At 66.6% G+C, this 11250-nt stretch carries 13 protein-coding genes and 1 tRNA gene; 3 read left to right on the top strand and 11 right to left on the bottom strand.

The genetic code is table 11. From position 1 onward, the window contains the following. Positions 1-17 precede the first annotated feature (17 nt). Both VL752_RS08890 and VL752_RS08895 read right to left on the bottom strand, forming a co-directional pair. Positions 18-329, bottom strand: coding sequence for a hypothetical protein (locus tag VL752_RS08890; RefSeq protein WP_325354268.1), 312 nt, complete (start codon positions 327-329; stop codon positions 18-20). Between the two features lie 392 nt (positions 330-721). Then, the gene (locus tag VL752_RS08895; RefSeq protein WP_325354270.1) at positions 722-952 is read right to left on the bottom strand and encodes a DUF1902 domain-containing protein; all 231 of its coding nucleotides are present in this window, start codon (positions 950-952) and stop codon (positions 722-724) included. Positions 953-1219: 267 nt separating this feature from the next. On the opposite strand from VL752_RS08895, the gene VL752_RS08900 reads away from it, so the two are divergent. After that, a complete protein-coding gene (locus tag VL752_RS08900; protein WP_325354272.1) occupies positions 1220-1867 on the top strand; it encodes a hypothetical protein in 648 nt (215 codons plus the stop codon). An 88-nt stretch (positions 1868-1955) separates the two neighbouring features. Next, positions 1956-2204: a hypothetical protein gene (locus VL752_RS08905; RefSeq protein ID WP_325354274.1), complete on the top strand. Its 249-nt coding sequence runs from the start codon at positions 1956-1958 to the stop codon at positions 2202-2204. Positions 2205-2222: 18 nt separating this feature from the next. Here the strand turns inward: VL752_RS08905 and VL752_RS08910 are convergent. The 9 genes from VL752_RS08910 to ffh form a co-directional block, all read right to left on the bottom strand. Then, positions 2223-2299: transfer RNA gene (locus VL752_RS08910), tRNA-Arg, on the bottom strand. A gap of 81 nt (positions 2300-2380) precedes the next feature. Continuing rightward, positions 2381-3493, bottom strand: a complete 1113-nt coding sequence (gene leuB / locus VL752_RS08915) for a 3-isopropylmalate dehydrogenase (protein WP_325354276.1) — start codon at positions 3491-3493, stop codon at positions 2381-2383. 128 nt (positions 3494-3621) lie between these two features. Then, positions 3622-4242, bottom strand: a complete 621-nt coding sequence (leuD, locus tag VL752_RS08920; protein WP_325354278.1) for a 3-isopropylmalate dehydratase small subunit — start codon at positions 4240-4242, stop codon at positions 3622-3624. A gap of 1 nt (position 4243) precedes the next feature. Continuing rightward, positions 4244-5656, bottom strand: coding sequence for a 3-isopropylmalate dehydratase large subunit (leuC, locus tag VL752_RS08925; RefSeq protein WP_325354280.1), 1413 nt, complete (start codon positions 5654-5656; stop codon positions 4244-4246). 145 nt (positions 5657-5801) lie between these two features. Then, positions 5802-6206 (bottom strand): 50S ribosomal protein L19, encoded by a 405-nt coding sequence (gene rplS, locus VL752_RS08930; RefSeq protein ID WP_325354282.1) that lies wholly within the window; start codon positions 6204-6206, stop codon positions 5802-5804. Positions 6207-6232: 26 nt separating this feature from the next. After that, on the bottom strand, positions 6233-6994 hold the full coding sequence (gene trmD / locus VL752_RS08935; protein WP_325354284.1) for a tRNA (guanosine(37)-N1)-methyltransferase TrmD: 762 nt from the start codon (positions 6992-6994) through the stop codon (positions 6233-6235). Beyond that, positions 6991-7551, bottom strand: coding sequence for a ribosome maturation factor RimM (gene rimM, locus VL752_RS08940; protein ID WP_408863074.1), 561 nt, complete (start codon positions 7549-7551; stop codon positions 6991-6993). The genes trmD and rimM overlap by 4 nt, the downstream gene beginning before the upstream one ends. Positions 7552-7598: 47 nt before the next feature. Next, complete coding sequence (gene rpsP, locus VL752_RS08945; RefSeq protein WP_325354288.1) at positions 7599-7946, bottom strand: 30S ribosomal protein S16; 348 nt, start codon at positions 7944-7946, stop codon at positions 7599-7601. Positions 7947-8013: 67 nt separating this feature from the next. Beyond that, positions 8014-9390, bottom strand: coding sequence for a signal recognition particle protein (ffh, locus tag VL752_RS08950; RefSeq protein WP_325354290.1), 1377 nt, complete (start codon positions 9388-9390; stop codon positions 8014-8016). Between the two features lie 244 nt (positions 9391-9634). Between ffh and VL752_RS08955 the strand changes: the two genes are divergently transcribed. Further along, positions 9635-11122 carry a S10 family peptidase gene (locus tag VL752_RS08955; RefSeq protein WP_325354292.1) on the top strand — a complete coding sequence of 496 codons (1488 nt, stop codon included), beginning with the start codon at positions 9635-9637 and terminating at the stop codon, positions 11120-11122. The last annotated feature ends 128 nt before the right edge of the window (positions 11123-11250 follow it).

Genomic DNA, 11250 nt, shown 5'->3' on the forward strand with positions numbered 1-11250 from the left:
GTTGATCAGGCTACAACTCAGTCACCATTCGGGCTGCCTACTGTGTGCATCCCTTGCGCCTCCACCCGCAGGCCGTTGCCGAAGCCGTAGCCGAGGCTGCCGCTCTCGCTCAAGGCAGGCGCGTCGCTGAACGCAGTGCCGGCACCTGCCGCACCCACAGCAGGGGCATTCGTCGTCGCCACAGGAGGGGCGAGCGTTGCATCGAAGGGCTGCGGTCTCTGGATGAAGATGCCTGTATTACCCTGTAGGTAGAAGCCATGGACGGCCTGCGCCCCGGCGGGAAAGGCGGATGTGGCCAGAAGCAGGGCTGCAAGAAAGGCGCGTCTCATAAATCTCCGTCCTTCCATGCGGCCTGCGCGGGTTCCCCTGCCGCTGGTCATCGCTAGATAGAGAGGCCCTGCCCGTAAATAAGTCTCGCATCGCGGGTGGCCGGTGGCCAGATCATTCGTAAAGAAGAAAGCCGGGTTGCGATGGATGTGAGGACGATGATCATGCTGACGCCGCTCTGCGTCTTTCTTGTCGGTGCGGCGGTTTGGTTTTGGACCAACAAGCTTTGAGAGTATCATGCGCGCTTTAAAGCGTTGGATTTACGTGACGTCCTTGGCGGTCATCACCGGCATGATCGCATTCCTCCTGTTGCACATGAGCGGCTTGGCCGTCTGATGGGCGGGAGGGAGCCGAGGTCCGGCAGCGCAGCTATGAGCGGCTGCCGGTGGCATGGTCAGTAGCGCCGGGCGATCTGCTCCGAGCGGCTGGCAATGAAGGAAATCGAGATCGGGGGCGCTGAACTCCCCCACTGCCTGTCCGGGGGTAGCAGGTCGAGCACCCGGTCTCGCACGTCAGCGATAAGATCTTCCATCGTCGCCGCCCGCACGGAGAGCCCTGGCAGGTCGCAACTATCGCCGTGCCAGATACGTGCTTCGGCATCCCAATAGGCTTTGACCTGATACATGGGTTCCTCTCGTGGCCCCGCCGGTTTTTTTCTTGCGCGCCGGTCGGGAAATACAGGATGCCGACCAGATGCACAGGGCGCAAGTTAACTCGGCAACGATATGAAACCGCGCGGTTCACATTCTGTGGAAGATTGGATCCGCCCAAGCCTGGAAAGGCATTTTCTAAACTTTCCTTAATTAAGATCGGCTAGATCCTGGCGGCGACAGGATGGATGCGCGGCATGGGAACAGGGTGGGCATCGCGTTGGCTCCGCATGGGGAGACGGATGCAGGCGGGATGTTCTGGCCTCGCTCTGCTCTCCCTGTTCCTGCTCGGCGCCTGCGCAGCCCGCCTGGCGATCCAACAGGCGCCGCTGCCGCCCCCGTTCGATTTGCAGGATCGCACTGCCAGCAACGCGAAAGCCGTGTCGGATTTTCTTTCGGCCGATCCCGGTTGGCAGGCCTGGCTGATGGCGATCCTCGCCTCCCAGGCGGCCAATGATGCGCTTGTCGATGCATCAACGGACGACGTGCCAACCTGGCGGCTTGATGCGACCCTGACCCTCGCCCGTGACAGCTATCGTCGCGCGACCAGCTTCTATCTGGTGCCGGTCATGATGCGGTCGAGCTGTCTCGATCTGCCGAGCGAGACCAATGGGGCGGTACGGCTCGCCTCGGGTCTCGTCATCCGCTATCGCAGTTTTGCAACCGAAACGCACAGATTTCCAAATGGCTCATCCTGTCTGCGCAGCACCGGCTATGTCAGCGAAGTGGATAGCAGCCGTGGCATGACAATCGTCGCCGCGCCCGAGCCCCGGGCGATCGACTGGGAGCGGAATTTCGCGCGGAGTCTGGTCTGGGGTAGGCCCTTCGCGCAGATCTCGCGTGACAATTCTTATTCCGTGAGTGCACTGATTGCCGTAATCGGGCGCTGACCGGCACGCGCGTGGCGCGCGGGTAGGGTCTTCCCCTTTTGCGCCGGCGCGCTAACTTCCTCTGTAGAGGCGGTAGGGACGAAGGCCGTTGCGCTGGTGGGACTGGCCCTGGCTTGGTTTGCAGATCTTTCTCGCCGGATATCCGGAGCCGGAAGGCGAGCCGGAGCCGGCGCCCGTCAGCCTGCGCGGCTTGATTGCGGCGCTGCTGCTGTTGGCAAGTCTCGTCCTCCTCAGCCTGCACATCATTGACGTCTTGCGGCAGTCTGACAGGCTGCAGGATTGCTTTCTGCAGGGACGAACGAATTGCGACGCCGGCCCGCGGGCCACGGATCATTGAAAAGACTGTGTGTGGAAGTGGCGCACCCGTGAGGACTCGAACCTCAAACCCCCAGATTCGTAGTCTGGTGCTCTATCCAATTGAGCTACGGGTGCAGTGCCGTGGCCGGGGATTTACCGAAAGGCCGGGGGCACTGCAACCCCCGCTGTCACGATTAGTCCCTCGCTCGGCGCAGATCAGGCCGCCAGACGTTCCAGCTCGCGCATAACCGCGGCACCCATCTCGCTCGTCGTCACGCGGGTCTTTCCCTCTTGCATGATGTCGGCCGTGCGCAGTCCCTGTTCCAGCACCGAGAGCGCCGCCTTCTCCACCAGCGCCGCCTCTTCCACCATCCCGAAGGAGTAGCGGAGCAGCATGGCGAGGCTGAAGGTCTCGGCCAGCGGATTGGCGATGCCCTGGCCCGCGATATCGGGCGCGGAGCCGTGGATGGGCTCGTAGAGCGCGAGGCGACGGCCGGCGCTGTCGGGTGCGCCCAGCGTGGCTGATGGCAGCATCCCGAGGCTGCCGGTGCACATGGAGGCGAGATCGGAGAGCAGGTCGCCGAAGAGATTGCCGGTCACGATCACGTCGAACTGACGCGGATTGCGCACCAGCTGCATGGCGCAATTATCGGCATACATGTGGGAAAGCTGCACGTCCGGATACTCGGCCGCGCCCAGCGCCGTCACCGTCTGGCGCCACAGCAGGCCGCTTTCCATGACATTGGCTTTCTCGACCGAGCAGACACGGCCCTGGCGCTGGCGGGCGAGGTCGAAGGCGACCCGGGCGACCCGCTCAATCTCGCTGGTCGTATAGACTTCGGTATTGATGCCGCGCTTCTGGCCGTCGGGGAGCGTTTCTACCCCGCGCGGCTCGCCGAAATAGATGCCACCCGTGCTCTCGCGCACGATCATGATGTCGAGCCCGCGCACGATTTCGGGCTTGAGCGTCGAAGCGTCGATCAGCGGGTCGAGCACGGTCGCGGGCCGAAGGTTGGCAAAGAGGCCAAGCTCCCGGCGCAACGTCAGAATTGCGATTTCGGGGCGCAGGTCGAAGCCGAGTTTATCCCATTTCGGGCCGCCGACGGCACCGAAGAGCACGGCGTCAGATCCCTTAGCGCGGGCGACAACATCGGCCGTGATCGGCGTGCCCTCGGCATCGATGGAGGCGCCACCGACGAGCCCCTCGCTCACGTCAAAGCTCGCGATGCGCTTGCGGTCCAGCCATTCGAGGATGCCGGCGACCTCATGCATCACTTCGGGGCCGATCCCGTCGCCGGGCAGCATGAGGAGTTTCTTATTGGCGGGCATCGCGTCGTCTCTCCCGAATGCTTTTTAAGGAAGCGGTTCTTTTTTGAGAAAAAAGAACCAAAAAACTGTCAGGCCGATTCCATCAGACGAACCGCCCGATGGGAAGATTTGCGGTGTTATTGAGACGATCAGACGCTGATGGACGGCATCCAAGGTTTCGCGGACTGGCGGGCGGTTTCGTAGGTCGCAATCTCGGCCATGTGCTGGAGCGTCTGGCCGATCTCGTCCAGCCCGTTGAGCAGCGTATGGCGGCGGAAGGGATCGACGGAGAAGGGAATCTCCTCACCCGAGGGCCGCACGACGACCTGGCGCTCAAGGTCGACTGTGATACGGGCATTGGCGCCGAGCTTCGCGTCTTGCATCAGCGTGTCGCAGACGGCGCGCGGCAGCACCACCGGCAGGATGCCGTTCTTGAAACTGTTGCCGTGAAAGATGTCTGCGAAACTCGGGGCGATGACGCTACGGATGCCAAAGTCGAGCAGCGCCCAAGGGGCATGCTCGCGGGAGGAGCCGCAGCCGAAATTCTCATGGGCGATGAGAATTTCGGCGCCACGATAAGGCTCCTGGTTGAGCACGAATTCCGGCCGCTCGCGGCCCTCGTCATCGTAGCGCAGCCCGGCGAAGAGGGACTTGCCCAGCCCGGAGCGCTTGATCGTCTTGAGGAAGCGAGCCGGGATGATCTGATCGGTATCGACATTGGCCATCGGCAACGGGGCGGCGATGGCGGTCAGGATCGTGAAGGCCTGCATGTCACACAAGCTCCCGGATATCGGTCAGGTGTCCGGTCACGGCGGCCGCCGCGGCCATGGCGGGGGAAAGAAGGTGGGTGCGCCCGCCCTTGCCTTGGCGTCCTTCAAAATTGCGGTTCGAGGTGCTGGCGCAACGTTCGCCGGGCTGCAGCTTGTCTGGATTCATGGCAAGGCACATCGAGCAACCGGGCTCGCGCCATTCGAATCCGGCACTGAGGAAGACCTCGGCCAGCCCTTCCTGCTCGGCCTGGGTCTTGACGAGGCCTGAGCCAGGCACAACCAAAGCGCGGACATGCGGGGCGACCTTTCGGCCACGCGCCACTTCGGCGGCCGCCCGCATATCCTCGATGCGAGCATTGGTGCAACTGCCGATGAAGACGACGTCGACCGGGATATCCGTCAGCTTGGTGCCGGCCGTCAAACCCATATAGTCGAGTGCCCGCTGCATCTGCACGCGTTCCGCCTCATCGCGGGCCTCGTCTGGATTAGGGACAAAGCCAGTGATGGGGAGAACCGATTCCGGGTTGGTGCCCCAGGTCACCATGGGGGCGATTTCTGATCCGTCGATGCGGACCACGGTGTCGTAATGCGCGCCGGGGTCGGAGGGCAGCGTCTTCCAATAAGCGACGGCGCGGTCGAAATCCTCGCCCTTCGGGGCGTAGGGACGGCCCTTGATATAGGCGAAGGTCGTCTCGTCCGGCGCGATCAAGCCGGCACGCGCGCCGCCTTCGATCGACATATTGCAGACTGTCAGGCGCCCCGCCATGTCGAGGTTGCGGATGACCGGGCCGGCAAATTCGATGACATGGCCGGTGCCGCCTGCGGTGCCGATGTGGCCGATGATGGCGAGCACAACGTCCTTTGCCGTGCAGCCCGGCGGCAGCGTCCCGTTCACTTCCACCAGCATGTTGCGGGCCGGTTTCTGCTGCAGGGTCTGGGTCGCCAGCACATGCTCGACTTCCGAGGTGCCGATGCCGAAGGCGAGCGCACCCATCGCGCCGTGGGTCGAGGTATGGCTATCGCCGCAGACGATCGTCATGCCCGGCAGGCTGATGCCCTGTTCGGGGCCGACAATGTGGACGATGCCCTGACGCTCATCGAGCACGTCGAAGAAAGGCACGCCGAATTCGCGCACATTCTCCTGCAGCGTCTCGACCTGGAGGCGGCTCTCCGGCTCCTTGATGCCGCCGCGGCGGTCGCTGGTGGGCACGTTATGGTCGACGGTCGCGATGGTGGAGCCCGGCGAATGGACGCGCCGACCGGCTGCGCGCAGACCCTCAAAGGCCTGGGGGCTAGTCACCTCATGGACAAGGTGGCGGTCGATATAAAGGAGGGCAGTGCCATCCGCGAGCTGCTCGACGACATGATCTTCCCAGATCTTGTCGAATAGCGTGCGGGGACGGGTGGCAGACATATTGGCTCTCCTTTGTCGCGGTTCCGGGACAGAACCGAACACGCCAACGGGCGCGCCCGGTAATTAATGGGTCAGCGCGCCCTTCTCTGCCAGGACTCTCACGTCAGGGCCGGCCTGCCGAAACGGCAGGCCAGCCCGCCATAGCTCAGTTGGCGGCGGCCTCGGCCTCAGCCGCGCCCTTGGCCGGCAGGTCGCGCGGACGCTCGGCGATACGAGCGGACTTGCCGCGGCGATCACGCAGATAATAGAGCTTCGCACGGCGAACCTTGCCGCGGCGCACGACGGCGATCTCGGCGATGGTCGGCGAATAGAGCGGGAAGACGCGTTCCACACCCTCTCCGTAGCTGATCTTGCGCACGGTGAAATTGCTGTTCAGGCCCTTGTTCGAACGCGCAATGCAGACGCCTTCGAAAGCCTGGGTGCGGGTGCGCTCGCCTTCCACGACGCGGACGGAAACGCGCAGCGTGTCACCAGCCTCGAATTCCGGAACGGCGCGATTGGCGACGAGGCGAGCAACCTGCTCGGCCTCGATGGTCTGAATGATGTTCATCGAAAAATCCTCTCGTGAAGCGGCTTTTAGGGTCCGGCCGAGGCCGTTGCAACAGATCCGGTCATGTCCTGGGGCGATGGGCGCCCCGCCATGCGTCGGGAAAGATGGGCTGCCCAGAGATCCGGGCGGCGCAGTCGGGTCGCCTCCTCCGCCTGCGCGCGGCGCCAGGCGCGGATTGCGCCATGGTCGCCGGAGAGCAGAACGGGGGGAACGGGGCGGTCATTCCACTCGGCCGGCCGCGTGTAGTGCGGATATTCGAGAAGCCCGTCGGCGAAGCTTTCCTCCTCGGCGCTCGTCTCTCCGCCCATGACGCCGGGCAGCAGACGAAGACAGGCATCGAGCAGGACGAGGGCGGCGGGTTCGCCGCCGGAGAGTACGTAGTCGCCGATGCTGATCTCCTCCACGCCGGCTTCCTCGATGACCCGCTGGTCGAGGCCTTCGTAGCGTCCGCAGAGCAGCATGACGCCGGGGCCGGCAGCGAAGCGCGCGGCATCTTCCTGGCGGAAGAGCCGCCCGCGCGGCGTCAGATAGACCAGCGGACGCGGATCGCCTGCAGGCCGGTGGGCTGCGATGGCGGATCCGATCACGTCCGGCCGCATGACCATGCCGGCGCCACCGCCGAAGGGCGTGTCGTCGACATTGCGATGGCGGCCGAGACCATGGGTCCGGATGTCATGCGTCTCGATCGACCAGCGACCCTCTTCGAGCGCGCGGCCAGCCAGCGACAGGCCGAGCGGCCCCGGAAACATCTCCGGGAAGAGGGTAAGGACGGTGGCGTGCCAGCTCATGCCCGCCGTTCCCCCGCTTGGGCCTCGGCCGCGAGGGCCTGGGCTTCGGCACCCTGGGGTTCGCCATCCACCGCCTCCGGCGGATCGATGACGATCCGGCCGCCCGGAATATCCACCACCGGCACGGCCTTCGCCGTGAAGGGGAGAAGGAGCGGCGTGCCGCCCTGGGTCGGGGCGATCTCGAGGCTGGTGCCTGCGCCGTAATCATGGACGAGGGCGACGGAGCCGAGGACGCGGCCCGCCTGATCCTCGGCCCGCAAGCCGATGAGATCGGTCAGGTAATACTCGTCCTCCTCCGCCACGGGCAGCACGCTGCGCGGCACGTAGAGACGGGTATTGGTCAGCGCGGCGGCTGCCTCCCGGTCCCGCACTGGCACATCCCGGCCCTCGACGCGCTCGGAGAGGCGGGCAATGCCCTCCCGCTCCCAACGCAGCGTGAAGGCGCGCCCGCGATCATCCGTCAGCACCCCATAAGCGGTGAGGTCCTCAGGATCGGCGGTATAGCTATGGGCGTGAACAAGCCCCCGCACGCCGTGCGGCCGGCCAATCACGCCCATCAGGATGCGCGGGTCAGGCAAGGATCAGCCTCGTCCGGATCGCTGTCTCAGGCCTCGGCGGCGGCGTCGGCCGCGGCCTTGGCGCGCTCCTGGGCCTTCTTCTTCGGCGCGGACTGCTGCGGCTGCTCGCGCCAGGCCGGCATCGGGGCCAGGCCGGCCTTGCCGAGGAAGCGGGCGACGCGGTCGGTCGCGACGGCGCCGTTCTGCAGCCAATGCGTGATGCGCTCGTCCTTCAGGCGCACGCGCTCGACATGCTCGGCCGGCAGCATCGGGTTGTAGCTGCCCACCTTCTCGATGAAACGGCCGTCGCGCGGCGAGCGGCTGTCGGCGATGACGATGTGGTAGTACGGCCGCTGCTTGGCGCCGGCGCGGGCAAGTCGGATCTTCAGGCCCATGGGAAACTTGTCTCCGTGTGTGTGTATCGTGAATTTGGGGGTCAGTAAGGCCGGCGGTTGCCCGCGTTCAGTAAGGCCGGCGGTTGCCGGGCATCAGCGCGCCCAGCCCGTGCCGCATCAGCCCTTTCTGGCCGAGCTTGCTCATCCGCTTCATCATCCCGGACATGTCGTCGAACTGCTTCAGCAGCTTGTTGACTTCCTGCACCGAGGTGCCGGAGCCGGCGGCGATGCGCTTCTTGCGGCTGGCCTTGATGATGTCCGGCGCCCGGCGCTCCTTCGGCGTCATCGAGCCGATGATGGCGGCCTGGCGCTTCAGCATGGTCTTGTCGAGGTCGCCCTGCCCCGCCGCCTCCAGCTGCGCCTGGATCTTGTTGGCGCCGGGCAGCATGCCGAGGATGGACGACAGCGAGCCCATCTTGTTGATCTGCTTCAGCTGCTTGGCATAGTCCTCGAGGTCGAAGCGGCCCTTCGCCATTTTCCTGGCAAGCTTCTCGGCCTCTTCCTGGTCGATCACCTCGGCGGCTTTTTCCACCAGGCCGACCACGTCGCCCATGCCGAGGATGCGGCCGGCCACGCGCTCGGGGTGGAATTCCTCCAGGGCGTCGATCTTCTCGCCCATGCCGACCAGCTTGATCGGCGCCCCGGCGATGGCGCGCATGGACAGCGCCGCGCCGCCGCGGGCATCGCCGTCCATCCGCGTCATCACGATGCCGGTGACCCCGACCGCCTCGTTGAAGGCGCGCGCGGTGTTCACCGCGTCCTGGCCGGTCATGGCGTCGACCACCAGCAGCGTCTCCGCCGGGCTGGTCGCCGCGCGCACCGCCTTCACCTCGTCCATCAGCGCCTGGTCGATGGACAGCCGGCCGGCGGTGTCGAGGATGACGATGTCGAACACTTCGCGCCGCGCGGTGTCCATGGCGCGGTGGGCGATCTGCAGCGGCGTCTCGCCGGCCACGATCGGCAAGCTGGCGACGCCGGCCTGCTCGGCCAATTGCGCGAGCTGCAGCTGGGCGGCCGGGCGCTGGGTGTCGAGACTGGCCAGCAGCACCTTCTTGCGCAGCCGCTGGTTGAACCGCAGCGCCAGCTTGCCGGAGGTGGTGGTCTTGCCGGAGCCCTGCAGGCCGACCATCAGGATGGGGATCGGCGCCACCGCGTTCAGGTTCACCGGCACCGCGCCGGCGCCGCCGAGCTGCTCGATCATCACGTCGTTGACGATCTTCACGACCTGCTGGCCGGGCGAGACGCTGTCCAGCACCTCCTGCCCGACCGCGCGCTCGCGGACCCTGGCGACGAAATCCTTCACCACGGGCAGCGCGACGTCGGCGTCCAGCAGCGCGAGGCGGACCTCGCGCAGGGCGTCGTTGACGTCGCCCTCGTTCAGCGCGCCGCGGCTGCGCAGGCGGTCGAAGACGCCGGAGAATTTGCCCGAAAGGTTTTCGAACACGCGGACCCCAACTACGCGCCATGGCGCAACGGAAGACGCGCCGGTGCGCGAACACTCGCGGACCGACGGATCAGAAGCCGCGGCTTATGGCGCCCGGCGGGTTGCGAGTCAAGGATGACGGACCGGGGCCGCGCCAGCGCCGCCGGCCGGCCTCGCCGCCCGCGCATGCCAGGCCCGGCCGGCGGCGCTGGCGCGGCCATCGCGGGAGGCGGATAGTCGCCGCTCCATCGAGACGGAGATCAGCTTGCGCATTCCCCTGCTGCTGGCCGGCTTGCTGCTGGCGACCACCGGCCTGGCTGCGCCCGGCCTCGCCCAAACCACCGGCCGGCCCGAGGCGGCCGCACCCCGCACCGAGGCGGCGCCAACCCGCCCGCCACTGCCGCAGGACAGCATCACCCACCAGACCATCGACCTGGCCGGCCACACGCTGCGCTTCACCGCCACCGCCGGATCGTACCGCCTGGTCAACGCCCAGGGCCGGCCGGACGCCGACATCGCCTACACCTCCTACACGCTGGACGACGCCGACCCACACACCCGCCCGGTGGCCTTCGTGGTGAACGGCGGCCCCGGCGCCTCCTCGGCCTGGCTGCAACTCGGCGCCATCGGCCCGTGGCGGCTGCCGCTGGAAGGCCCGCCCATCCCCTCGATGTCGCCCGTCCCGATCGTCAACCCGCAGACCTGGCTCGACTTCACCGACCTGGTGTTCATCGACCCGCCCGGCACCGGGTTCAGCCGGCTCGCCACCGCGGCGGAGGATCTGCGCCGGCAATTCTTCTCGGTCGACGGCGACATCCCCCCGCTCGCCGAAGTCATGCGCCGCTGGACCATGAAACAAGGCCGCACCGCCTCGCCCCGCATGATCGTCGGCGAAAGCTACGGCGGGTTCCGCGGCCCGCGCCTGGTGCGCGCCCTGCAGACCGGCGAAGGCCTGTCGGTCGCCGGGCTGGTGATGATCTCGCCGGTGCTGGATTTCGGCTGGACCGGCTTCGGCACCGACCCGATGACCCTGGTCGGCCGGCTGCCCTCCATGGCCGCCGTCACCGCCGACGCCGCCGGCCGCACGCCGGACCTCTCCGCCGTGGAACAATACGCCACCACCGACTTCATCACCGACCTGCTGCGCGGCCCCGCCGATACCGAAGCGGTGGAGCGGCTGACCACCCACATCGCGGCGCTGACCGGACTGGACCCGGCCCTGGTGCGCCGACGCGCCGGGCGCATCGACCTGCAGACCTTCCGGCGCGACCGCGTGCCCGGCGAAATGGCCAGCGCCTACGACGCCACCGTGGCCTCGCCCGACGCCGCCCCCAACGCCGCCTGGAACGACCAGCCCGACGCCGTGCTGGATACCATGCGCGCCCCGCTGACCAGCGGCATGCTCGCCCTGTACCGCACCCTGGGCTGGCAACCCGAAAGCCAGTACCAGGTGCTGAACGACGCGGTGGCGCGCGCCTGGAACTGGGGCCACGGCCTGCAACTGCCCGACTCCATGCGGCAACTGCGCACCGCCCTGGCCCTGGACCCCGCCCTGCACGTGCTGGTCGCGCACGGCCGCGACGACCTGGTGACCCCCTACTTCGCCACCAAATTGCTGCTCGCCCAACTGCCGCAAATCGGCACACCCAACCGCGTGCAGCTGCTGGTCACCCCCGGCGGCCATATGCTGTACCTGCGCGACACCGGCCGCACCGCCCTGCACGACGCGGCACGCACGATGATGATGAGGTAGGAAGGCCAGGGCTCCGCCCTGGACCCGCCAGGGGTCCGTTGACCCCTGGACCCCGCCACTTGGAGGATCTTGCTAAGAGGGGGCTACGAAGCTGCATCAACAGCCTCGCAGCCCCCTCTTAGCAAGAT

The sequence above is a fragment of the Acidisoma sp. genome, from assembly GCF_035492295.1.
In the GTDB taxonomy this organism is placed as follows: Bacteria; Pseudomonadota; Alphaproteobacteria; order Acetobacterales; family Acetobacteraceae; genus Acidisoma.

Bases quoted from the DNA above. Each gene is read 5' to 3' on its own strand.
- VL752_RS08890 (WP_325354268.1), bottom strand. From the start codon at position 329: ATGAGACGCGCCTTTCTTGCAGCCCTGCTTCTGGCCACATCCGCCTTT.
- VL752_RS08895 (WP_325354270.1), bottom strand. From the start codon at position 952: ATGTATCAGGTCAAAGCCTATTGGGATGCCGAAGCACGTATCTGGCAC.
- VL752_RS08900 (WP_325354272.1), top strand. From the start codon at position 1,220: ATGCAGGCGGGATGTTCTGGCCTCGCTCTGCTCTCCCTGTTCCTGCTC.
- leuB (WP_325354276.1), bottom strand. From the start codon at position 3,493: ATGCCCGCCAATAAGAAACTCCTCATGCTGCCCGGCGACGGGATCGGC.
- leuD (WP_325354278.1), bottom strand. From the start codon at position 4,242: ATGCAGGCCTTCACGATCCTGACCGCCATCGCCGCCCCGTTGCCGATG.
- leuC (WP_325354280.1), bottom strand. From the start codon at position 5,656: ATGTCTGCCACCCGTCCCCGCACGCTATTCGACAAGATCTGGGAAGAT.
- rplS (WP_325354282.1), bottom strand. From the start codon at position 6,206: ATGAACATCATTCAGACCATCGAGGCCGAGCAGGTTGCTCGCCTCGTC.
- trmD (WP_325354284.1), bottom strand. From the start codon at position 6,994: ATGAGCTGGCACGCCACCGTCCTTACCCTCTTCCCGGAGATGTTTCCG.
- rimM (WP_408863074.1), bottom strand. From the start codon at position 7,551: ATGGGCGTGATTGGCCGGCCGCACGGCGTGCGGGGGCTTGTTCACGCC.
- rpsP (WP_325354288.1), bottom strand. From the start codon at position 7,946: ATGGGCCTGAAGATCCGACTTGCCCGCGCCGGCGCCAAGCAGCGGCCG.